General features: G+C 71.8%; 21 protein-coding genes. 15 read left to right on the top strand and 6 right to left on the bottom strand.

Annotation, left to right across the window (positions count from 1 at the left end; translation table 11 throughout):
• Positions 1-61: 61 nt before the first annotated feature.
• The gene (locus ACIQMU_RS17770; protein WP_352241959.1) at positions 62-1,384 is read right to left on the bottom strand and encodes a D-arabinono-1,4-lactone oxidase; all 1,323 of its coding nucleotides are present in this window, start codon (positions 1,382-1,384) and stop codon (positions 62-64) included.
• A complete protein-coding gene (locus ACIQMU_RS17765; protein ID WP_352241960.1) occupies positions 1,341-2,588 on the bottom strand; it encodes an MFS transporter in 1,248 nt (415 codons plus the stop codon). Before ACIQMU_RS17765 ends, ACIQMU_RS17770 begins: the two co-directional genes overlap by 44 nt.
• 195 nt (positions 2,589-2,783) lie before the next feature.
• On the opposite strand from ACIQMU_RS17765, the gene ACIQMU_RS17760 reads away from it, so the two are divergent.
• A complete protein-coding gene (locus tag ACIQMU_RS17760; protein WP_352241962.1) occupies positions 2,784-3,911 on the top strand; it encodes a ferrochelatase in 1,128 nt (375 codons plus the stop codon).
• Between the two features lie 126 nt (positions 3,912-4,037).
• Positions 4,038-4,838 (top strand): inositol monophosphatase family protein, encoded by an 801-nt coding sequence (locus ACIQMU_RS17755; protein ID WP_352241963.1) that lies wholly within the window; start codon positions 4,038-4,040, stop codon positions 4,836-4,838.
• A gap of 104 nt (positions 4,839-4,942) precedes the next feature.
• Here ACIQMU_RS17755 and ACIQMU_RS17750 read toward each other — a convergent pair whose 3' ends face one another.
• Entirely contained in the window at positions 4,943-5,116 is a 174-nt protein-coding gene (locus tag ACIQMU_RS17750; protein ID WP_164493914.1) for a hypothetical protein, read from the bottom strand.
• Positions 5,117-5,496: 380 nt separating this feature from the next.
• On the opposite strand from ACIQMU_RS17750, the gene ACIQMU_RS17745 reads away from it, so the two are divergent.
• The 4 genes from ACIQMU_RS17745 to ACIQMU_RS17730 all read left to right on the top strand — a co-directional run bounded on the left by ACIQMU_RS17745 (position 5,497) and on the right by ACIQMU_RS17730 (position 9,075).
• Positions 5,497-6,150, top strand: a complete 654-nt coding sequence (locus ACIQMU_RS17745; protein ID WP_003965735.1) for a response regulator transcription factor — start codon at positions 5,497-5,499, stop codon at positions 6,148-6,150.
• Positions 6,151-6,155: 5 nt separating this feature from the next.
• The gene (locus ACIQMU_RS17740; protein ID WP_356729057.1) at positions 6,156-7,388 is read left to right on the top strand and encodes an ATP-binding protein; all 1,233 of its coding nucleotides are present in this window, start codon (positions 6,156-6,158) and stop codon (positions 7,386-7,388) included.
• Between the two features lie 405 nt (positions 7,389-7,793).
• Entirely contained in the window at positions 7,794-8,090 is a 297-nt protein-coding gene (locus tag ACIQMU_RS17735; protein ID WP_003965732.1) for a DUF4193 domain-containing protein, read from the top strand.
• 13 nt (positions 8,091-8,103) lie between these two features.
• The gene (locus tag ACIQMU_RS17730) at positions 8,104-9,075 is read left to right on the top strand and encodes a hypothetical protein (protein ID WP_402689179.1); all 972 of its coding nucleotides are present in this window, start codon (positions 8,104-8,106) and stop codon (positions 9,073-9,075) included.
• A gap of 83 nt (positions 9,076-9,158) precedes the next feature.
• Here the strand turns inward: ACIQMU_RS17730 and ACIQMU_RS17725 are convergent, their stop codons facing one another.
• Positions 9,159-9,617, bottom strand: coding sequence for a DUF3093 domain-containing protein (locus ACIQMU_RS17725; protein WP_352241966.1), 459 nt, complete (start codon positions 9,615-9,617; stop codon positions 9,159-9,161).
• A gap of 58 nt (positions 9,618-9,675) precedes the next feature.
• On the opposite strand from ACIQMU_RS17725, the gene ACIQMU_RS17720 reads away from it, so the two are divergent.
• The 8 genes from ACIQMU_RS17720 to ACIQMU_RS17685 all read left to right on the top strand — a co-directional run bounded on the left by ACIQMU_RS17720 (position 9,676) and on the right by ACIQMU_RS17685 (position 17,500).
• Positions 9,676-10,260: a PaaI family thioesterase gene (locus ACIQMU_RS17720; RefSeq protein WP_352241968.1), complete on the top strand. Its 585-nt coding sequence runs from the start codon at positions 9,676-9,678 to the stop codon at positions 10,258-10,260.
• Positions 10,257-10,787 (top strand): dUTP diphosphatase, encoded by a 531-nt coding sequence (gene dut, locus ACIQMU_RS17715; protein WP_352241969.1) that lies wholly within the window; start codon positions 10,257-10,259, stop codon positions 10,785-10,787. Before ACIQMU_RS17720 ends, dut begins: the two co-directional genes overlap by 4 nt.
• 1 nt (position 10,788) lies before the next feature.
• Entirely contained in the window at positions 10,789-11,562 is a 774-nt protein-coding gene (locus ACIQMU_RS17710) for a DUF3710 domain-containing protein (RefSeq protein WP_402689178.1), read from the top strand.
• A gap of 333 nt (positions 11,563-11,895) precedes the next feature.
• Positions 11,896-12,630, top strand: coding sequence for an ABC transporter ATP-binding protein (locus tag ACIQMU_RS17705; protein WP_352241971.1), 735 nt, complete (start codon positions 11,896-11,898; stop codon positions 12,628-12,630).
• 179 nt (positions 12,631-12,809) lie between these two features.
• Positions 12,810-15,353 carry a DUF4118 domain-containing protein gene (locus tag ACIQMU_RS17700; RefSeq protein ID WP_352241972.1) on the top strand — a complete coding sequence of 848 codons (2,544 nt, stop codon included), beginning with the start codon at positions 12,810-12,812 and terminating at the stop codon, positions 15,351-15,353.
• 142 nt (positions 15,354-15,495) lie between these two features.
• Positions 15,496-16,191: a response regulator gene (locus ACIQMU_RS17695; RefSeq protein WP_352241973.1), complete on the top strand. Its 696-nt coding sequence runs from the start codon at positions 15,496-15,498 to the stop codon at positions 16,189-16,191.
• A 76-nt stretch (positions 16,192-16,267) separates the two neighbouring features.
• Positions 16,268-16,693: an OB-fold nucleic acid binding domain-containing protein gene (locus ACIQMU_RS17690; protein ID WP_173400421.1), complete on the top strand. Its 426-nt coding sequence runs from the start codon at positions 16,268-16,270 to the stop codon at positions 16,691-16,693.
• Positions 16,694-16,696: 3 nt separating this feature from the next.
• A complete protein-coding gene (locus ACIQMU_RS17685) occupies positions 16,697-17,500 on the top strand; it encodes a DUF3159 domain-containing protein (protein WP_352241974.1) in 804 nt (267 codons plus the stop codon).
• A 93-nt stretch (positions 17,501-17,593) separates the two neighbouring features.
• Here ACIQMU_RS17685 and ACIQMU_RS17680 read toward each other — a convergent pair whose 3' ends face one another.
• Both ACIQMU_RS17680 and ACIQMU_RS17675 read right to left on the bottom strand, forming a co-directional pair.
• Positions 17,594-18,271: a TrkA family potassium uptake protein gene (locus ACIQMU_RS17680; protein WP_352241975.1), complete on the bottom strand. Its 678-nt coding sequence runs from the start codon at positions 18,269-18,271 to the stop codon at positions 17,594-17,596.
• A complete protein-coding gene (locus tag ACIQMU_RS17675) occupies positions 18,271-18,939 on the bottom strand; it encodes a TrkA family potassium uptake protein (RefSeq protein WP_352241976.1) in 669 nt (222 codons plus the stop codon). The genes ACIQMU_RS17680 and ACIQMU_RS17675 overlap by 1 nt, the downstream gene beginning before the upstream one ends.
• 321 nt (positions 18,940-19,260) lie before the next feature.
• On the opposite strand from ACIQMU_RS17675, the gene ACIQMU_RS17670 reads away from it, so the two are divergent.
• The gene (locus ACIQMU_RS17670) at positions 19,261-21,309 is read left to right on the top strand and encodes an APC family permease (protein ID WP_352241977.1); all 2,049 of its coding nucleotides are present in this window, start codon (positions 19,261-19,263) and stop codon (positions 21,307-21,309) included.
• The last annotated feature ends 161 nt before the right edge of the window (positions 21,310-21,470 follow it).

Genomic DNA, 21,470 nt, shown 5'->3' with positions numbered 1-21,470 from the left:
CGGCCCCTCACGACGGAGAGGGGCCGGGGCCGACGGCGTGCGGGACGCGAGGCGCCCGGGCTCAGTCGCCTAGCACGCGCCGCAGGTAGTCGTTGCCGAACAGGCGATCCGGGTCCAGCCGGTCACGCAAAGCGGTGAACTCACCGAAGCGCGGGTAGACCTCCGCCAGATAGGCCGCGTCCCGCGTGTGGATCTTGCCCCAGTGCGGGCGGCCGGCGTGCGCGGTCATGATCCGTTCGACCGCGGTGAAGTACGACCGGTGGGGCGTGCCCCGGTACAGGTGGACGGCGATGTACGCGCTGTCCCGGCCCGAGGCGGTCGACAGGGGCATGTCGTCGGCCGGAGCGGTGCGCACCTCGACCGGAAAGCTGATCTTCAGCGGTGAGCGTTCGACCATGGCCCTCAGTTCCCGCAGCACCGCCACCGCCCGCTCGCGCGGAACGGCGTACTCCATTTCCACGAACCGCACCCGGCGCGGGCTGGTGAACACCTTGTACGGGATGTCGGTGTACGTACGCGCCGACAGCGCCCGGCTGGAGAGCCTGGCGATCGGGGGGATCGTCGCCGGAACCGCGCGGCCCAGCGAACAGGCGACCTGGAAGACCCCGTTGGACAGCAGTTCGTCGTCGATCCAGCTGCGCACCCGCCCGGGCGGGGCGGCCGGACCGGCGCTGCGGTTGTTGCGCTTGGTGGTGCAGTTCCCGGTGTGCGGGAACCAGTAGAACTCGAAGTGCTCGTTCTCGGCGACCAGCTGATCGAAGTCCGCGGTGACCCGGTCGAAGGTCATCGGCTCCTCACGGGCCGTCAGCAGGAAGATCGGCTCCACGGCGAGGGTGACGGCGGTGACCACTCCGAGGGCGCCGATCCCCACCCGGGCCGCGGCGAACACCTCCGGGTTCTCCCCGGCCGAGCAGCGCAGCACCGTGCCGTCGGCGGTGACCAGCTCCAGCGCGCGTATCTGCGCCGCTATCGACGCCGAGTCCCGGCCCGTGCCGTGCGTACCGGTGGCGGTCGCCCCGGCGATCGTCTGCTCCATGATGTCGCCCATGTTCGTGAGCGACAGGCCCTCGCGGGCGAGCGCGGTGTTGAGCCGCTTGAGCGGAGTGCCGGCCTCCACCGTGACGGTCATCGCCGTACGGTCGATGTCCCGGATGCCGGTGAGCAGATCCGGGCGTATCAGCACCCCGTCCGTGGCGGCCACCGCGGTGAAGGAGTGGCCCGCGCCGACCGGCTTCACCTTCAGGCCCTCCGCGCCCGCCCGGCGCAGCACGTCCGCGAGTTCGTCCACGGACGCGGGGGACTCGGTGCGGGCAGGCCGGGCGGTGGCGGTACCCGCCCAGTTACGCCACGCGCTCGTCGTCGTCCGTGCGTAGGTGTCGGTCATCTTCCCCGCGCCCTCCCGTCGCAGCCGGCCCGGCCAGCCGGCGATATCCCAGGAACGCCACCGCCGCCGCGAGAGCTCCCGCCACGGCGGGCACCGCGTACCCCGCCTGCGCCCCGGCGGCGTCGACCACCCAGCCGGCGGTCGCGGAGCCGAGCGCCACTCCGACCGCGAGCCCGGTACTGGTCCAGGTCATGCCCTCGGTCAGTTTGGAGCGCGGTACGTGCGCTTCGACGAGGGCCATGGTGGTGACCATCGTCGGTGCGATGGCGAGGCCCGCGACAAAGAGCGCCACGGCCAGCAACGGAAGGTTCCCGGCCAATTGGAGGGGGATCATACTCACGGCCATCGCGCAGACACCCACCAGCCACCTTCGACCGGGGTCCCCCTTCAGGTGGAGCAGCCCGAACACGGCCCCCGCCAGACACGAGCCGAGCGCGTAGACGGCCAGCACCAGGGAGGCCGCCCCCTTCTGGCCGCGCTCCTCGGCGAAGGCCACGGTCACCACGTCCACGCCGCCGAAGACCGCGCCCGTCGCCACGAAGGCGGCCACCAGGACCTGAAGCCCCCGGGAGCGCAGCGCCGAGCCCCTGGTGTGCCGCGACGTCGGGTGCGGCACCGGCTCGGTCGCCCGCTGCGCGGTCAGCCAGAAGACGCCGGTCAGCAGGAAGGCGGCGGCGATCAGCGGTCCCGCCTGGGGGAACCAGGCGGTGGACAGGCCGATGGAGATGATCGGACCGAAGATGAAGCACACCTCGTCGACGATCGACTCCCACGCGTAGGCGGTGTGCAGATCACGGGCGGAGCCCCGGTAGATCGCCGCCCAGCGGGACCGGACCATCGATCCCACACTCGGTACACAGCCCGCGCCCGCCGCGAAGACGAACAGCGTCCACTCCGGCGTCCCGCGATGAGCGCAGATCAGCAGACCCGCCACCGCCGCCACCGCCGCCAGCGTGACCGGCCGCAGCACCCGGCGCTGTCCGTAGCGGTCGACCAGCCGGGAGACCTGCGGACCGCAGACCGCCGCCGACATCGCCAGCGTCGCCGACAGCGCCCCGGCCAGCCCGTAGCGACCGGTGAGCTGGGAGACCATCGTCACGACGCCGATGCCCATCATGGACAACGGCATCCGGCCGAAGAAGCCGGCCGCGGAGAATCCCCTGGAACCGGGGGCGGCGAAGATGGCGCGGTAGGGGCTGGGCAAGGAGTACTCCGGTCGTGCCTGTCAGCTGGATAAGTGGCCGATACAGCTTACGGTCGGACGGGGGCCCGGGACACCGGATTCCGGGGCGGGCAGGGAGAGCGGGAAGGCGGGCGGTTTCCGGGATCCCCGGTCTTCCCGACGGGGCGTCGGATGTCGGTGGCCGCGCTGTCGGAGGCGGGTGGCAGGATCGACGGCATGTCCGATCTGCGCGATCCCGCTCCCTACGACGCCCTGCTGCTGCTCTCCTTCGGCGGTCCCGAGGGCCCGGACGACGTGGTCCCGTTCCTCGCGAACGTGACCCGCGGCCGAGGAATCCCCGAGGAACGCCTCAAGGAGGTCGGCAAGCACTACTTCCTGTTCGGCGGGGTCAGCCCGATCAACGCGCAGAACCGCGCACTGCTCGACGCGCTGCGCCACGACTTCGCCGAGCACGGCCTGGACCTCCCCGTCTACTGGGGCAACCGCAACTGGGCGCCGTATCTGACCGACGTCCTGCGCGAGATGACCACCGCCGGCCACCGCCGGATCGCCGTCCTGGCCACCAGCGCCTACGCCTCGTACTCCGGCTGCCGCCAGTACCGCGAGAACCTCGCCGAGTCGCTGGCCGCCCTGGAGGCCGAAGGGCTGCCGCTGCCCCGGGTCGACAAGCTCCGGCACTACTTCAACCACCCCGGCTTCGTGAAGCCCGTGGCGGACGGCGTCCTCGCCTCGCTGGCCGACCTCCCCGAGGACGTCCGCGCCGGCGCGCACATCGCGTTCACCACCCACTCCATCCCGACGTCCGCCGCCGACGCCTCGGGCCCGGCCGAGGCCCACGGCGAGGGCGGCGCGTACGTCGCCGAGCACCTCGACGTGGCCCGGCTGATCATCGAGGCGGTGCGCGAGGAGACCGGCGTCGAGCACCCCTGGCAGCTCGTCTACCAGTCCCGCAGCGGCGCCCCGCACATCCCGTGGCTGGAGCCCGACATCTGCGACCACCTGGAGACCCTGCACGGCGAGGGCGTTCCCGCCGTGGTGATGGCGCCCATCGGCTTCGTCTCGGACCACATGGAGGTCCTGTACGACCTCGACACCGAGGCCACCGCGAAGGCCGCCGAGATCGGTCTGCCGGTCCGCCGGTCCGCCACGGTCGGCCACGACCCGCGCTTCGCCGCCGCCGTACGGGACCTGGTCCTGGAACGCGCCGCGACCGAGCGGGGGCGGGCGGTGGAGCGCTGCGCGCTGGGGGCCCTGGGCCCCTCCCACGACCTCTGTCCGGTCGGCTGCTGCCCCGCCAGGGCCCCGAAGCCGGCCGCGGCCGGCGCGGACAGTCCGTACGCCTGATCCGCCTGATCCTCCGGACAGCCGGGCGCTCCCGTGTCGCCCGGCGCCTGTCCGGGCCGGCTCACCGTCCACTTCTCCGTCCAGTTCTCCGTCCAGCCATCTGTTCCGCCGAACCCCGGGAGCGCCGTGACCGACCCCGCCCTGTCCGAACTGCTCGACCTCGCCCTGGAGGCCGCCCGCCGCGCCGGAGCCCTTCTGCGCGACGGCCGCCCGGCCGACCTGGGAGTGGCCGCGACCAAGTCCAGCCCCATCGACGTGGTCACCGAGATGGACATCGCCGCCGAGAAGCTGATCGTCGGCTACCTCTCCGACTTCCGTCCCGACGACGGCTTCCTCGGCGAGGAGGGGGCCGGCTCCCCGGGCAGCACCGGCATCCGCTGGGTCATCGACCCGCTCGACGGCACGGTGAACTACCTCTACGGCCTGCCCACCTGGGCGGTCTCCATCGCCGCCGAACGCGACGGCGAGCGGGTCGTGGGCGTCGTCGAGGCCCCGATGCGCCGGGAGACCTACCGGGCGGTCCTCGGCGGCGGTGCGTTCGCGAACGGCGAACCCCTGCGCTGCCGGCCGGCCCCGCCGCTGGACCAGGCCCTCGTCTCGACCGGCTTCAACTACGTCGCGCACGTCCGCGCCCACCAGGCGGACGTCGCCCAGCAGCTCATCCCCAGGCTCCGGGACATCCGGCGCGGCGGCTCGGCGGCCGTCGACCTCTGCGATGTGGCCGCGGGCCGGCTGGACGGCTACTACGAGCGCGGGCTGCACCCCTGGGACCTGGCCGCGGGCGACCTCATCGCCCGCGAGGCCGGGGCACTGACCGGCGGCCGTCCGGGGCTGCCGGCCGACGGCGACCTCACGGTGGCGGCGACCCCGGGTGTCTTCGAGCCGCTGCAGACCGCCCTCGACGAACTGGGCGCCTGGCACGACTGACGGTGCCGGGGCCGCCGAAGGCCCTGACGGGCGGCCTGAGGGCCGCCGCACACGCCAGGGGCCCCGGAGCACCATGACGGTGTCCGGGGCCCCTGGCGTACTGCTCAGACGCTGGTGGCGCCGATCTCCACGCCGTGCTCGGCGGCGAGCCGGCGCAGATCGTCCAGCTCGCCCTGCTCGACATCCGCGAGGAAGTCGTCGCCGTCCTCGCGCGCCCGCGTGAGGTCGGACTCGGTGGTCTTGATGCGTTGCAGCAGACCTGCGGTGAAAGCGTCCATGATGCGCCCCCTCATCGTGGGTCGGTGGCACGGGGGTGTGCCCGGGATTCCCCCGGCCGGAGAGCCGGAGGAGCGGGTGATCGCGCCGTTGCTCCGGAGGAGAAGGAGCGGGCCGTGGCATGCCACGGGACAGGCGTGATCGCGGGTGTGAAGCCCTCTTCCCCGCGCCGCGGCTCAGAGAAACCTCAACTCCCCCGAAAATCCGCCGGTTCGCGCCGGGAAGCCGCCGGGAGGTCCGGCCCCGCCGCCGCCTTACCGCCGGTTTATACGCGTTGCGGGCAGGATGGACGCGCACAGTCGGCCTTGCTGCCCGTGTCCGAGCGGCCCCGTGCGGCCGCTCACGCTGTGAACCCACGAAGGATCGAAGGAAGGACTGCGCCGTGCGCGTACTCGTCGTCGAGGACGAGCAGCTGCTCGCCGATGCGGTGGCCACCGGACTGCGCCGGGAGGCCATGGCCGTCGACGTCGTCTACGACGGTGCCGCGGCCCTGGAGCGCATCGGGGTCAACGACTACGACGTCGTCGTGCTGGACCGGGACCTCCCGGTGGTGCACGGGGACGACGTCTGCCGGAGGATCGTCGAACTCGGCATGCCCACCCGGGTGCTCATGCTCACCGCGTCCGGCGACGTCAGCGACCGGGTCGAGGGCCTGGAGCTGGGCGCGGACGACTATCTGCCCAAGCCCTTCGCCTTCAGCGAGCTGACCGCCCGGGTGCGCGCGCTGGGCCGCCGTACGACGGTGGCGCTGCCGCCCGTCCTGGAGCGCGCCGGCATCAAGCTCGACCCGAACCGCCGCGAGGTGTTCCGCGACGAGGTGGAGATCCAGCTCGCCCCGAAGGAGTTCGCGGTGCTGGAGGTCCTCATGCGCAGTGAGGGCGCGGTCGTCTCGGCGGAACAGCTGCTGGAGAAGGCATGGGACGAGAACACCGACCCCTTCACCAACGTGGTGCGGGTCACGGTCATGACGCTCCGGCGCAAGCTCGGCGAACCGCCCGTCATCGTCACCGTGCCGGGCTCCGGATACCGGATCTGAGGACCATGGCCACCGTCCCGGAGCCCCCGGCGGCACCTCCGAAGCCCACCTGGGAGCCCAAACAGCTGGAGCCCCCCTACCCCTGGCTGCGCCCGACCATCCGCATACGGCTCACCCTGCTGTACGGCGGGATGTTCCTGATCGCGGGCATCCTGCTGCTGTCGATCATCTACATGCTGGCCGCGCAGGCACTGCAGGTCGGCAGCAGGCTGCCGTTCGAGATCGTGAGCGGGAAGATCGCGAGCGACATCTGTGACCTCCCCCTGAACCCGACGCCCGAGGCGTTCAACGCGGCGATCAACGACTGCGTGAACAACCAGCGCGAACAGGCGCTGGACACGCTGCTCAACCGCTCGCTGCTCGCCCTGGTCGGCCTCAGCATCATCGCCTTCGCGTTCGGTTACGCCATGGCCGGACGGGTCCTTTCCCCGCTCGGCCGGATCACCCGCACCGCGCGCCGCGTGGCCGGGACGGACCTCACCCGGCGGATCGAGCTGGACGGTCCGGACGACGAGCTGAAGGAGCTGGCAGACACCTTCGACGACATGCTGGACCGCCTGGAGCGGGCCTTCACCGCGCAGCAGCGGTTCGTCGGCAACGCCTCGCACGAACTGCGCACCCCGTTGGCGATCAACCGCACGCTGCTGGAGGTCCACCTCTCCGATCCGGAGGCCCCACCGGAGCTGCACCAGCTCGGCAAGACCCTCCTGGCCACCAACGAGCGCAGCGAACAGCTGGTCGAGGGGTTGCTGCTGCTGGCCCGCAGCGACAACCAGATCATCGAGCGCAAACCGGTCGACCTCGCGGAGGTGGCCGAGCGCGCCATCGACCAGGCCCGGGCCGAGGCCGTGGCACGGAAGGTCGAGATCCGGGGCGACCGGGCCTCGGCCGTCGTCCAGGGCAACGGGGTCCTGCTGGAGCGGATCGCACTGAACCTCGTGCAGAACGCCGTGCGCTACAACGTGCCCGAGGACGGCTGGGTGGAGGTCACCACCGAGGCGCGGACCGGACAGGCCCTGCTCGTCGTCTCGAACACCGGCCCGGTGGTCCCGGCGTACGAGATCGACAACCTCTTCGAACCCTTCAGGCGGCTGCGTACGGAGCGCACGGGCAGCGACAAGGGCGTCGGGCTCGGCCTGTCGATCGCCAGGTCCGTCGCGCGGGCCCACGGAGGCCGTATCATCGCGGAGCCCCGCGAGGGTGGCGGTCTCGTGATGCGCGTCACCCTGCCGGTCTGAGAGGCTCCACGATGTGACTCTGCACCGAATCTCCATGTTCGCTTTGGGCGGAATTTTCAGGACCCGTTCCGCGGCGTGTCGTGTGTGATCGATCACAGGCGCGAATTTCCCGCCCTCTACTCTCCGTGATGGCGCCCCCGTCGGAAAGCCGGGAATCGTCCGGGTTTTCGAGGATCGTTATCACGGGAAGTACACGGGGTGGCACCCGTGAACTGCACAGTCGGGACCGTGTACGGTCCCCATCGCCACCCAAGCCGAGCCTCGAAGAGGCACCCGGTTGGGTGTCGATTGAGTAACAGACCTTGATGTGAGGCAAAATCTCCGCCTCAGGTCGGGCACAAGTCCGGCCTCTCACGCGTTACGTGCGCTGAGACACCCGTAGACACCCAAGAGGGGGAGAGCGACATGGCAACGGATTACGACACCCCACGCAAGACTGACGACGACGTGGACCAGGACAGCCTCGAAGAGCTCAAGGCGCGTCGGAGCGACAAGACGGCATCCGCCGTCGACGTCGACGAATTCGACGCGGCCGAGGGACTCGAGCTGCCCGGTGCGGACCTCTCCAACGAGGAGCTGGCCGTCCGGGTGCTGCCCAAGCAGGCCGACGAGTTCACCTGCATGAGCTGCTTCCTGGTGCACCACCGCAGCCAGCTGGCCCGCGAGAAGAACGGTCAGCCCATCTGCCGCGACTGCGACTGAGGTCGAGTCGGCCGTGGCAGGCGAGACACCGTTCCGGAAGCGGCGCCCCTGGCGTCGGCACGGCCCGGAAGCGAGCCAGAACGGTACGAGCGGCAGAGGCGGCACAGGCCCGGCAGGAGGCGGAAGCGCGTCTGCCGAGCGGTCCGCCGACCTGCCGGAGCACTCCGGCGGTTCCGACGACGAGCGAGGCCGTTCGGCCTCGCTCGAAGTGGCCGGCGCGGCAGCGCTGCCGGACCGGCCCGCAGAGCAGGACCGGCAGGACCAGGCGGAAGCCACGACCGGGGGCCGCCTGCACGCGGTGAGACGGGGAGTACGCAAGGGCGGGGAGAACGCGAAGGCACTGGCGGCGCAGCTGGCCGACCGCATCATCGACATGGCCCCGCGCGTGCCGGTGCGCGACCTGGCCGCCCTGCGCAAGCAGTTCCCCGGGCTGGGGCCCGAGGAACTGGCCGACAAGCTGGTCACGGGAGCCTGCCGGGGCACCGCGACCGTCGGAGCAGGCATCGGGGCCGCCGCCATGATGCCCGTACCGCCCGCCATGATCGCCGAACTGGCGGCGGAGATCACCGGCGTCGCCGCGATCGAGATGAAGCTCGTCGCCGAGCTCCACGAGGTCTACGGCCGCCGCCCCCCGGGCAATCTCGGCCAGCGCAGCACCGCGTACCTGACGTCGTGGACGGAGGAGCGCGGCGTCGACGTCACCCGGCCCACCACACTCAACGCCGCTCTGGGCGGCCAGATGAAGCGCGAGCTGCGCCAGCAGATCATGAAGCGCATGGCGCGCGATCTGCCCAACCTCATCCCGTTCATGGTCGGCGCCGCCGTCGGGGCCATCATGAACCGCCGCGACACCCGCAAGCTCGCCGACCGCATCCGGAACGACCTGCGCAAGGACCCTGTCCCGTGGGACCGGCTGACCGAGCTGCCTCCGCTGGAACAGCCCGAGGACCCGGCCCGGCTGCCCAAGGAGATCGAGGGCCCCTGAGCGGCCGCGACCGCGCCCGCTGCTCCCGGGGCCTGGCTCCGCCGACCGGCGGTCGTTCCGGACCCCGGCGGCCGTTCTGCCGCTCAGGCCGCCGGAACGGTACTCAGCGCGGCCGCCAGGCCCCGCGGGTCCCGGGTGGAGAGGTAGACGTACGGGGTCGGGTCCTGCGGGTCCGTGACCTCCACCCGCACCGCCGTCTCCACATAACTGCGCAGCAGCATGAACGCACGGGCGTCCGCCCGGTGCGTGCGCCAGGCCCGCGCCTCCTCGGCGTCCAGCACCTCGGGCTCACCGAGGGCCGACAGTGGGATCCGGGCGTCGCCGGCGACGAGCGCCCCCGCCACCACCCGGATCCGGGCGGAGCCGTAACCGCTCACCAGCATGGCGGCGGCGGCCGTGCCGCCGACCAGCCCGGCGAGCAGGGGCAGAGTGCCCAGCGGCAGAAGCATCAGAGCACAGGCGACGCCGATCCCGAAGGCGATGAACCACCAGGAGCGAGGCGCGGTGAGACGTTCGTCGAAGGGCGGTGCGGAAGGCTGCATGGAACCAAGCTTGGCACGGCGCGACCGGCGGACCGCCGCGCGGGTAAGGTCTGCGCCTGTGAGTGGAACATCAGCGGCTCTGACACCCCCGGCCGACGCCGTCGCGCCGGTCCGGCACCCCGACGCGCCCGCCCCCGGCGAGCTCCTCGGAGCGCACTACGAACACTGCTTCGGCTGCGGCGGAGGACAGCCGCACGGACTGCACCTGATGGCGCGGGCCGGTGAGGGCGTGAGCGTCACCGCCGAGTTCACCGTGCAGCCGGCCCACCAGGGGGCCCCCGGCCTCGCCCATGGCGGCGTGCTCGCCACGGCCCTGGACGAGACCCTCGGCTCGCTGAACTGGCTGCTGCGCACCATCGCGGTGACCGGACGGCTGGAGACCGACTTCGTCCGTCCCGTCCCCGTGGACACCGTGCTGCACCTCGACGCCCGGATCACGGCCGTGCACGGCCGGAAGATCTACTCCACCGCCACCGGCCGGATCGGCGGCCCCGAAGGGCCCGTCGCGGTCCGGGCCGACGCCCTCTTCATCGAGGTCAAGGTCGACCACTTCATCGACAACGGCAGGCCCGCCGAGATCCAGGCGGCCATGTCCGACCCGGACCAGCTCAGGCGCGCCCGCGCCTTCGAGGTGAACCCGTGACGCGCCGCCCCGTCGACGTACTGATCCGCCGTCTCGACCCGGACGTGCCGATTCCGGCGTACGGACACCCGGGCGACGCCGGGGCGGACCTGGTGACCACCGAGGCCGCCGAACTCGCCCCCGGCGAGCGCGCCGTGCTCCCCACGGGGGTTTCGATCGCCCTGCCCGACGGGTACGCCGCGTTCGTGCACCCCCGCTCGGGCCTCGCGGCCCGCTGCGGGGTGGCCCTCGTGAATGCCCCAGGGACCGTGGATGCCGGGTACCGTGGGGAGATCAAGGTAATCGTGGTCAACCTCGATCCGCGCGAGAGTGTGCGATTCGAACGGTTCGACCGGATTGCCCAATTGGTTGTCCAGCAGGTCGAGAAGGCGCGCTTCCACGAGGTGGCGGAACTTCCCGGCTCGGCGCGGGCCGAAGGGGGCTTCGGGTCCACCGGCGGCCACGCGTCGGTGGACGGCGCCGAGGGCGGGATCACCCACGGTGGGAACAGCTACGCTTCGGTCGTATCCGACCGGGAAGGACAGTGACGTGTTCGGACGTCGCAAGAAGAGTGGTTCCGCCGAGGACGCGGCGGACGAGGTGCGCGAGGCCGAGCAGGTCGCCGACGAGCCCGAGGGCGGCGACGGCGGCGCCCAGGGCACTCGCCGGATGAATCTTCCGCCGGCCCCCCGGCCGGACGGGCCCTGGGACAGCACCGAGGTCTCCCAGCCCGGCGAGGGCCGGGTCGACCTGGGCGGCATCTTCGTCCCCGGGGTCGAGGGCATGGAGCTGCGGGTCGAGGTGGCGGGGGACGCGATCGTCGCCGCCACCGTGGTGCTGCGCGACAGCGCGATCCAGTTGCAGGCATTCGCCGCCCCCAGGAAAGAGGGCATCTGGGGAGAGGTCCGCGACGAGATCGCCTCGGGCATCACCCAGCAGGGCGGCGTCATCGACGAGGTCGAGGGCCCGCTGGGCTGGGAGCTGCGCGCTCAGGTCCCCGTACAGCTGCCGGACGGCACGGGCGGAGTCCAGCTCGTGCGCTTCGTCGGCGTCGACGGGCCCCGCTGGTTCCTGCGCGGAGTGATCTCCGGCCAGGGCGCCGTCCAGCCGGAGGCCGCCGGGCTGCTGGAGACGATCTTCCGGGACACCGTGGTCGTCCGCGGTGACGGCCCGATGGCCCCCCGCGACCCGATCGTCCTCAAGCTCCCCAACGACGCGCAGATGGTGCCCGAGGGCGTCCAGCAGGAGGAGCAGGAGGGCTCGAAGTTCTCCGGCGGCATGGGACAGCTCCAGCGCGGCCCCGAGATCACCGAGGTCCGCTAGCGGGCGGCCGGCGGTATCCAGCAGCACTTCGCACGCGACGGCCGGTGGGCCGCACCCTCTCCGGGTGCGGCCCACTGGCCTTTCCCGCCCCACTGGCCTTTCCCGCCCCACTGGCCTTTCCCGCCCCACCGGCCTTTCCCGCCCCACCGGCCTTTCCCGCCCCACCGGCCTTTCCCGCCCCACCATCCCGAAGACGTACGAGAGGCACCCCCTCGGAGCGCGCGGGGAGCGCCCGCGGAGACGCGTGGACGGCCGCCGGCCATTGCCCGGGCGTGCGCCGGGCGCACATACTGGCGGGCGACGACGCGGACCATGTGAGCACGGGGGAGCAGTATGACCGGGAGCACCAGCGGGCAGTCCGGCACGGCCCTGGCCGAGGGCCGGGACCGTACGGCCATGGTCTCGGTCGAGGACCTGCACCGTTCCTACGGGAGCGGAGCGGCGGCCGTGCACGCCCTGCGCGGGGTGTCCTTCGAGATCCCCCGCGGGGAGCTGGTCGCGCTGAAGGGCCGGTCCGGCTCCGGCAAGACCACCCTGCTCAATCTGGTCGGCGGCCTGGACACCCCGGACGGCGGCCGGATCACCGTGGACGGCACCGAGCTGTCGGGGCTCGGCGAGAAGGGACTCCTGGAGCTGCGCCGGGACCGGGTCGGCTTCATCTTCCAGTCCTTCGGCCTCATCCCGATCCTGTCCGCCGCCGAGAACGTCGGCGTACCCCTGCGGCTGCGCAGGGCCGACCCGGCCGAGCGCGACGAGCGGGTCGCGCTGCTGCTCTCCCTCGTCGGCCTCGCCGACCATGCCGAGCAGCGCCCCGGCGAGCTCTCCGGCGGCCAGCAGCAGCGCGTCGCCATCGCCCGCGCCCTCGCCAACCGCCCCGCCCTCCTGATCGCCGACGAGCCGACCGGTCAGCTCGACGCCGAGACCGGGCTCGCCGTGATGGAGCTGCTCCGCGCGGTCGTCCGCAGCGAGAACGTCACCGCCCTCGTCGCCACCCACGACCCCCAGCTGCTGGGCCTCGCGGACCGGGTCCTGGAGCTGAGCGACGGGCATATCGTCGAAGAAGGCTGACGTCCCGGAGCACCGACGCACCGCCCACAGCGCGCATCAGAGTTCCGTCAATACGCTCCCCACCTGCACTCCCGGGACCGAACCCCGGCCCGTGGCGGAGTAGCGTCGAGGGCGGCGGCCGCACCGGGCGCCACCGGCTGTCGCCACGGCGCCGCCGGACGGAAGAAGACAATGGGGCCATGGGACGCGGCACACTCCGGATCTACCTGGGCGCGGCACCGGGCGTCGGCAAGACGTACGCGATGCTCTCCGAGGCCCATCGCAGGGTCGAGCGCGGCACCGACTGCGTGGTGGCCCTCGTGGAGCACCACGCCCGACCGCGCACCGAGGTGCTGCTGCACGGCCTGGAGCAGGTCGGACGCCGCGAGATCAGCTACCGGTCGGCCGTCTTCACCGAGATGGACATCGACGCCGTCCTCAAGCGCGCGCCGGCCGTGGCCCTCGTCGACGAGCTGGCCCACACCAACGTCCCCGGCTCCCGCAACGCCAAGCGCTGGCAGGACGTCGAGGAACTCCTCCAGGCCGGCATCGACGTCATATCGACGGTCAACATCCAGCACCTGGAGTCGCTCGGCGACGTCGTCGAGTCGATCATCGGCGTCCGGCAGCGCGAGACCGTGCCCGACGACGTGGTCCGCCGGGCCGACCAGATCGAGCTGGTCGACATGTCGCCCCAGGCGCTCCGCCGCCGGATGGCGCACGGCAACATCTACCAGCCCGACAAGATGGACGCGGCCCTCTCGAACTACTTCCGCCCCGGCAACCTCACCGCCCTGCGCGAGCTGGCCCTGCTCTGGGTCGCCGACCGGGTCGACGAGTACCTCCAGCAGTACCGGGGCGAGCACGGCATCCGCACCACCTGGCAGGCCCGCGAACGCATCGTCGTCGGGCTGACGGGCGGGCCCGAGGGGCGCACGCTCATCCGCCGCGCCTCCCGGATGGCGGCCAAGGGGTCCGGCAGCGAGATCCTCGCCGTCTACATCGCCCGCAGCGACGGCCTGACCTCCGCGTCCCCCAAGGAGCTGGCCGTCCAGCGCACCCTGGTCGAGGACCTCGGCGGCAGCTTCCACCACGTCATCGGCGACGACATACCGGCGGCGCTGCTGGAGTTCGCCCGCGGCGTGAACTCCACCCAGATCGTGCTGGGCTCCAGCCGCCGCAAGACCTGGCAGTACATCTACGGCCCCGGGGTCGGCGCGACCGTCGCCCGCGAGTCGGGGCCCGACCTCGACGTCCACATCGTCACCCACGAAGAGGTCGCCAAGGGCCGCGGTCTGCCCATCGCCCGCGGCGCCCGGCTGGGCCGGGGCCGGAGCATCGGGGCCTGGCTCGTGGGCGTCGGGGGGTCCGTCCTGCTCACCCTGCTGCTGCTCAGCCTGGAGAACGGCCCCGGCCTCGCCAACGACGTCCTGCTCTTCCTCTTCCTGACGGTGGCGGCCGCCCTCCTCGGCGGACTGCGCCCCGCGCTCGCCTCGGCGGCCGTCGGCACCCTCCTGCTGAACTACTGGTTCACCCCGCCCACCCACACCCTGACCGTTCAGGACCCGGAGAACTTCGTCGCCATCGTGATCTTCTTCGCGGTGGCGGTGGCGGTCTCCTCCGTGGTCGACCTCGCGGCGCGGCGCACCCACCAGGCCGCCCGGCTGCGCGCCGAGTCGGAGATCCTCTCCTTCCTCGCGGGCAGCGTGCTGCGCGGCGAGACCGCCCTGGACGCCCTGCTGGAACGGGTCCGCGAGACCTTCGCCATGGAGTCCGTCGCCCTGCTGGAACGCGACAGCGACGTGGAGCCGTGGACGTGCGCCGGGTCCGTCGGCCCGGCCCCGGTGGCCCGCCCCGACGACGCCGACGTGGACATGCCGGTCGGCGACAACCTGGCCCTCGCCCTGTCCGGCCGGGTCCTGCCCGCCGAGGACCGCCGGGTGCTCGGCGCCTTCGCCGCCCAGGCCGCCGTCGTCCTGGACCGCCAGCGCCTGGTCGGAGAGGCCGAGCAGGCCCGCAGGCTCGCCGAGGGCAACCGGATCAGGACCGCCCTGCTCGCCGCCGTCAGCCACGACCTGCGTACCCCGCTGGCCGCCATCAAGGCCGCCGTCAGCTCGCTGCGCTCCGACGACGTCGCCTGGTCCGAGGCGGACGAGGCGGAACTCCTGGAAGGCATCGAGGACGGCGCCGACCGGCTGGACCACCTCGTCGGCAACCTGCTGGACATGTCCCGCCTCCAGACCGGCACCGTGACCCCCCTGATCCGCGAGATCGACCTCGACGAGGTGGTCCCCATGGCGCTCGGCGGCGTCCCGGAGGGCAGCGTCGACCTGGACATTCCCGAGACGCTGCCGATGGTCGCCGTCGACCCCGGGCTCCTGGAGCGGGTCGTCGCCAACGTCGTGGAGAACGCCGTCAAGTACAACCCCGGCCGGGAGCCCGTCGCCGTGGCCGCCAGCTCACTCGGCGGCCGGGTCGAGCTGCGGGTCGTGGACCGGGGCCGGGGCGTGCCCGACGAGGGCAAGGCGCGGATCTTCGAGCCCTTCCAGCGGTACGGGGACGCCCCGCGCGGCGCCGGAGTGGGCCTCGGCCTCGCCGTCTCCCGGGGCTTCGCCGAGGCCATGGGCGGCACCCTCGACGCCGAGGACACCCCCGGCGGCGGGCTCACCATGGTCCTGACCCTCCCCGCGGCCCCGGGCGGCGTCCGGGCCGACGCCGGGCTGCCGGACCGGGCCGCCCCGTGACAGGTCCGCGCGGGCCGGGACGACCCCGGGCGTACGCCGCTCGCCCCCGCGCCCTCCCCTCCCCGTACCGTGCCCTTCCCTCTCTCTCCCCGCACAGCAGTGCTCCTCCCTCCTCCCCGTGCAGCAGAAAGGCAGGTCCGCGATGACCAGGGTGCTTGTGGTCGACGACGAGCCGCAGATCGTCCGCGCCCTCGTGATCAACCTGAAGGCCCGCCAGTACGAGGTCGACGCCGCGCCCGACGGGGCGACCGCCCTCCAGCTCGCCGCCGCCCGCCACCCCGACGTCGTCCTCCTCGACCTCGGGCTGCCCGACATGGACGGGGTCGAGGTGATCAAGGGCCTGCGCGGCTGGACCCGGGTGCCGATCCTCGTCCTCTCCGCCCGCCACAGCTCCGACGAGAAGGTGGAGGCCCTGGACGCCGGGGCCGACGACTACGTCACCAAGCCGTTCGGCATGGACGAACTGCTGGCCCGGCTGCGCGCCTCGGTGCGACGGGCGGAGCCGGTCGGCCAGGAGGGCGGCGGCGAGGCGGTCGCCCTCGTCGAGACGGCCGGCTTCACCGTCGACCTGGCGGCGAAGAAGGTGCACCGGGGCGGCCGCGACGTACGCCTCACCCCCACCGAGTGGCACCTGCTGGAGGTCCTCGTCCGCAACGCCGGCCGCCTGGTCAGCCAGAAGCAACTCCTCCAGGAGGTCTGGGGCCCGTCCTACGGCACCGAGACCAACTATCTGCGGGTCTACATGGCGCAGCTGCGCCGCAAGCTGGAGGCGGACCCCTCGCACCCCCGGCACTTCGTCACCGAACCGGGCATGGGCTACCGCTTCGAGCGCGCCTGACCGTCCACCGCACCACCCTTTCGAGTGATCGTCCGGGGCCTCCGTACGCGGCCCTCGGGACCGGTACCCTTCGGGTATGAGTGCTGTTCCCCGATCCGAGAAAGCCGGGAAGGCCGGGAAGGCGGCGAGACCTTCCGGGCGCTTCCGCCGTATGCTCGACCGGCTCTCCAGCTCCCAGGAGGACCTGGAGTCCCAGGAGCTGCAGGAGGACGCGCAGGCCACCGGATGCACCCGGATCTCCGAGTGCTCCGACCGGCAGATCGTGAAGGTGGCTGGTACGTTGCGGACCGTCACCCTCCGTCCCCGGGCCGGAGTCCCCGCCCTGGAGGCGGAGCTCTTCGACGGCACCGAACCACTGGACGTGGTCTGGCTCGGCCGTCGCTCCATCGTCGGCATCGAGCCCGGCCGCAGGATCATCGCCTCGGGGCGGGTCGCCATGAGCCACGGCCGCCGGGTGCTGTTCAACCCCACATACGAACTCCGACCGCTCGGCAAGGAGTAGCCGGTGACGTCTCTCGACAAGCCGACGTCCGACACGGACCAGCCCCACCCCACCGACCCGTCGCACGCGGGCGGGAGGCACGCCGCTCAGCGGGACGCCGCGGCCGTCACCGAGGCGAAGGCCGTCACCGAGGCCGCCCTCTTCGAGGCGTTCGGCGGCGTGCGCGGCATGGTGGAGACAGTCCTGCCCGGGCTGCTCTTCGTCACGATCTTCACCATCAACAAGGACCTGCACGTCTCGGCCATCGCGGCCCTGATCGTGTCCCTGGCCCTCGTCGCCGTCCGGCTGATCCGCCGGGACACCGTCAAGCACGCCTTCAGCGGCGTCTTCGGGGTGGCCTTCGGCGCCGTCTTCGCGATGATGACCGACAACGCCAAGGACTTCTACCTGCCGGGGATGCTCTACACCCTCGGCCTCGCGGTCGCCTACCTCGGCACCGCGGCCGCCGGGGTCCCGCTGATCGGCCTGATCCTCGGCCCGGTCTTCAAGGAGAACCTCTCCTGGCGGACCCGCAATCCGGGCCGGAAGAAGGCGTACACCAAGGCCAGCTACGCCTGGGGCTTCATCCTGCTGGCCAAGTGCGCGATCCTCTTCCCGCTCTACTGGTGGGCCGACCCCACGCAGTTCGGCTGGGTGCTCATCGCGCTCAAGATCCCGCCGTTCCTGCTCGCGGTCTACCTGACCTGGGTCTTCCTCGCCAAGGCCCCGGCGCCCATCGACGTGTTCGCCGAGATGGAGGCCGAGGAACAGGCCGAGAAGGCGCGCAAGGCACAGGCCGCCGCGGCTCTCCGCGACCCGGAAGCCTGACCCGCACACCCGGCGTCCGACGACGGGGTGGGGCCAACCGCTCGGCGGTTGGCCCCACCCCGTCGTTTCACTCCCGAGCGCCTCGCTCGGCGGTCAGTCCTCCGAGGGACCGCGCCGGACCGACAACAGGTCCTCCAGCTGCTCCTCGCGCGCCTGAGCGGCCACGAACAGCAGCTCGTCACCGGCCTCCAGGGACTCCTCGGGGCTCGGCGTCAACACGCGCGTACCCCGGATGATCGTCACCAGCGAGGTGTCCTCGGGCCACGCCACATCCCCGACACGGGTACCGGCCAGCGCCGACTCCGGCGGCAGGGTCAGCTCCACCAGGTTGGCGTCGCCATGGCTGAAGCGCAGCAGCCGGACCAGATCGCCGACGCTCACCGCCTCCTCGACCAGGGCCGACATCAGACGCGGCGTCGAGACGGCGACGTCCACGCCCCAGGACTCGTTGAACAGCCACTCGTTCTTCGGGTTGTTCACCCGGGCCACCACGCGCGGCACTCCGTACTCGGTCTTGGCGAGCAGCGAGACGACCAGATTCACCTTGTCGTCCCCCGTCGCGGCGATCACCACGTTGCACCGCTGCAGCGCCGCCTCGTCCAGCGACGTGATCTCACAGGCGTCCGCGAGCAGCCACTCGGCCATCGGGACCCGCTCCACCGAGATGGCGGTCGGCGCCTTGTCGATCAGCAGCACCTCGTGCCCGTTCTCCAGCAGCTCGGTGGCGATGGAACGGCCCACCGCGCCCGCCCCGGCAATCGACACACGCATCAGTGACCGCCCTCCTCGGGACCCTGCGCGAAGGTCTCCTCGACCTTGGCGATCTCGTCCGTACGCATCATGACGTGGACCAGGTCGCCCTCCTGGAGGACGGTGTGCGAGGTCGGCAGTATGGCCTCGCCCAACCGGGTGAGGAAGGCGACACGGACCCCCGTCTCCTCCTGGAGCGTGCTGATCTTGTGGCCGATCCAGGACGGCGTCGTGTGCACCTCGGCGAGCTGCACACCCCCGCTCGGATCACGCCACAGGGGCTCCGCGCCCGAGGGCAGCAGCCGCCGCAGCATCTGGTCCGCCGTCCAGCGGACCGTGGCCACGGTGGGGATGCCGAGGCGCTGGTAGACCTCGGCGCGACGGGGGTCGTAGATCCGCGCCGCGACGTTCTCGATGGAGAACATCTCGCGGGCCACCCGGGCCGCGATGATGTTCGAGTTGTCGCCGCTGCTGACCGCGGCGAACGCCCCGGCGTCCTCGATTCCCGCCTCGCGGAGGGTGTCCTGGTCGAAGCCGACACCGGTGACCCGGCGGCCGCCGAATCCGGACCCGAGGCGACGGAACGCCGTGGGGTCCTGGTCGATCACCGCGACCGTGTGGCCCTGTCGTTCCAGGGTCTGCGCGAGAGCGGCTCCGACGCGCCCGCAGCCCATGATGACGATGTGCACTGTGCGCCTACCCCGCCGTCCTGGTCATCCGGCTGACCTGCGAAAACACGCTGCTCACACTTCTCTCTCAGCTTGCTGGGCACACCACGGGCGCGCACCCGCGGTGCGGCCCGGAGACGAGCTTATGCGCCGGGGAAGTCAATGCCTCATCCGCGTGCGCGAATCATCGCGCTCTCCGGTAAAGGAAAAGCAAAACAGGCCGAACGGGCGCAAGGATTGCGTTAAGGAATAGTGTCGCGTTCTCCACCGACCGCAGGAGATTGCGGGGCCACGTCAAAAGGGCGTGCGTTCCGGCCCCGGGCTCCGCTTACGATCCTCAGCGTGTCCAAACTGACCGACCTGCCCAAACGGATCCTGATCGGCCGGGCGCTGCGCAGCGACAAGCTGGGGGAGACCCTCCTCCCCAAGCGCATCGCCCTTCCCGTCTTCGCGTCCGACCCGTTGTCCTCGGTGGCGTACGCACCCGGAGAAGTGCTCCTCGTGCTGTCCATCGCGGGGGCGTCGGCGTACCACTTCAGCCCCTGGATCGCCCTCGCGGTCGTCGTCCTCATGTTCACGGTCGTCGCCTCCTACCGGCAGAACGTCCGCGCCTACCCGAGCGGCGGCGGCGACTACGAGGTCGCGAACACCAACCTCGGCCCGAAGGCCGGCCTGACCGTCGCCAGCGCCCTCCTCGTCGACTACGTCCTCACCGTCGCCGTGTCCATCTCCTCCGGCGTCGAGAACCTGGGCTCCGCGGTCCCGTTCGTCATCGAGCACAAGACGCTCTGCGCCATCGGCGCCATCGTCCTCCTCACCCTGATGAACCTGCGCGGCGTGAAGGAGTCCGGGAAACTCTTCGCCATTCCCACCTACCTCTTCGTGGCCGGCGTCTTCCTCATGATCCTGTGGGGCGCGTTCCGGGGGGTCGTCCTCGGCGACACGATGCACGCCCCCACCTCCGACCTGGAGATCAAGGCCGAACACCAGGGACTCGCCGGCTTCGCCCTCGTCTTCCTGCTGCTGCGCGCCTTCTCCTCCGGCTGCGCCGCCCTCACCGGGGTCGAGGCGATCAGCAACGGCGTGCCCGCCTTCCGGAAGCCGAAGAGCAAGAACGCCGCGACGACGCTCGCCATGATGGGCCTGCTGGCCGTCACCATGTTCTGCGGCATCATCGGCCTCGCCCTGGCCACCGACGTCAAGCTCGCCGAGAACCCCGCGATCGACCTGATCCGCGACGGCGTCCCGGTCGGCGCCGACTTCACCCAGGACCCGGTCATCGCCCAGGTCGCCGAGGCGGTCTTCGGCCACGGATCCTTCCTCTTCATGATCCTCGCGGCCGCCACGGCACTCGTCCTGTTCCTGGCCGCGAACACCGCGTACAACGGGTTCCCGCTGCTCGGCTCGATCCTCGCCCAGGACCGCTACCTGCCCCGCCAGCTGCACACCCGCGGCGACCGGCTCGCCTTCTCCAACGGCATCGTGCTGCTGGCCGGCGCGGCGATCCTGCTGGTCTGGGTCTACGGAGCCGACTCCACGAAGCTGATCCAGCTCTACATCGTCGGGGTCTTCGTCTCCTTCACCCTCAGCCAGACCGGCATGGTGCGGCACTGGAACCGCCATCTGGCCGACGAACGCGACCAGGCCACCCGCCGCCACATGGTCCGCTCCCGCGCCATCAACGCCTTCGGCGCCTTCTTCTGCGGCATGGTCCTGGTGGTCGTCCTCGCCACCAAGTTCACCCACGGCGCCTGGGTGGCCCTCCTCGGCATGGTGATCTTCTACGGCACGATGACCGCGATCCGGAAGCACTACGACCGGGTCGCCGCCGAGATCGCCGCCGACGAGGCCCCCGCCGACGAGGGCCTGCGCCCCTCCCGCGTCCACGCGATCGTGCTGGTCTCCAAACTCCACCGCCCCACCCTGCGCGCCCTCGCCTACGCCAAACTCATCCGCGCCGACCACCTGGAGGCCCTCTCCATCAGCGTCGACCCGGACGAGACGAAGACACTGCGCAAGGACTGGGAGCGACGCGGCATCGACGTCCCCCTCAAGATCCTCGACTCGCCCTATCGCGAAGTGACCCGCCCGGTCATCGAGTACGTCAAGGGCCTGCGCCGCCAGAGCCCGCGCGACGTGATCAGCGTCTACATCCCCGAGTACGTGGTCGGCCACTGGTACGAGCACCTGCTGCACAACCAGAGCGCCCTGCGCCTGAAGGGCCGCCTCCTCTTCACCCCGGGCGTCATGGTGACCTCCGTCCCGTACCAGCTCCAGTCCTCCGAGGCCGCGAAGAAGCGGGCCCGCAAGCGCGCCGACTGGAACGCCCCGGGCTCGGTCCGCCGAGGTCTCGTCGGGCGCGGGAACAAGGAGCCGAGCCGCAAGGCGTGACAGCCGGCGGAGGGGGCGGGGGTGAGGACCGGCGGGCGAGCGGCGGCGGGTGAGAGGGCGGACACGGCCCCAGGGCCCCGGCCGGAAGCCACGAGGAGACGGGCCCGGCCGTGGTAAGCACCTCCGCCCGCGGCCACGTAGACTGATGGGCTGCTGTCCGG

The sequence above is a fragment of the Streptomyces sp. NPDC091649 genome (assembly GCF_044756785.1).
Lineage (GTDB): Bacteria > Actinomycetota > Actinomycetes > Streptomycetales > Streptomycetaceae > Streptomyces.
Note: the sequence above shows the minus strand (reverse complement) of the source record. Positions and strands in the feature narration are given on the sequence as shown.

Excerpts from the sequence above, each read along its gene's own strand:
- ACIQMU_RS17770 (WP_352241959.1), bottom strand. The coding sequence starts at position 1,384 with ATGACCGACACCTACGCACGGACGACGACGAGCGCGTGGCGTAACTGG.
- ACIQMU_RS17760 (WP_352241962.1), top strand. The coding sequence starts at position 2,784 with ATGTCCGATCTGCGCGATCCCGCTCCCTACGACGCCCTGCTGCTGCTC.
- ACIQMU_RS17750 (WP_164493914.1), bottom strand. The coding sequence starts at position 5,116 with ATGGACGCTTTCACCGCAGGTCTGCTGCAACGCATCAAGACCACCGAG.
- ACIQMU_RS17740 (WP_356729057.1), top strand. The coding sequence starts at position 6,156 with ATGGCCACCGTCCCGGAGCCCCCGGCGGCACCTCCGAAGCCCACCTGG.
- ACIQMU_RS17735 (WP_003965732.1), top strand. The coding sequence starts at position 7,794 with ATGGCAACGGATTACGACACCCCACGCAAGACTGACGACGACGTGGAC.
- ACIQMU_RS17725 (WP_352241966.1), bottom strand. The coding sequence starts at position 9,617 with ATGCAGCCTTCCGCACCGCCCTTCGACGAACGTCTCACCGCGCCTCGC.
- ACIQMU_RS17705 (WP_352241971.1), top strand. The coding sequence starts at position 11,896 with ATGACCGGGAGCACCAGCGGGCAGTCCGGCACGGCCCTGGCCGAGGGC.
- ACIQMU_RS17700 (WP_352241972.1), top strand. The coding sequence starts at position 12,810 with ATGGGACGCGGCACACTCCGGATCTACCTGGGCGCGGCACCGGGCGTC.
- ACIQMU_RS17695 (WP_352241973.1), top strand. The coding sequence starts at position 15,496 with ATGACCAGGGTGCTTGTGGTCGACGACGAGCCGCAGATCGTCCGCGCC.
- ACIQMU_RS17690 (WP_173400421.1), top strand. The coding sequence starts at position 16,268 with ATGAGTGCTGTTCCCCGATCCGAGAAAGCCGGGAAGGCCGGGAAGGCG.
- ACIQMU_RS17680 (WP_352241975.1), bottom strand. The coding sequence starts at position 18,271 with ATGCGTGTGTCGATTGCCGGGGCGGGCGCGGTGGGCCGTTCCATCGCC.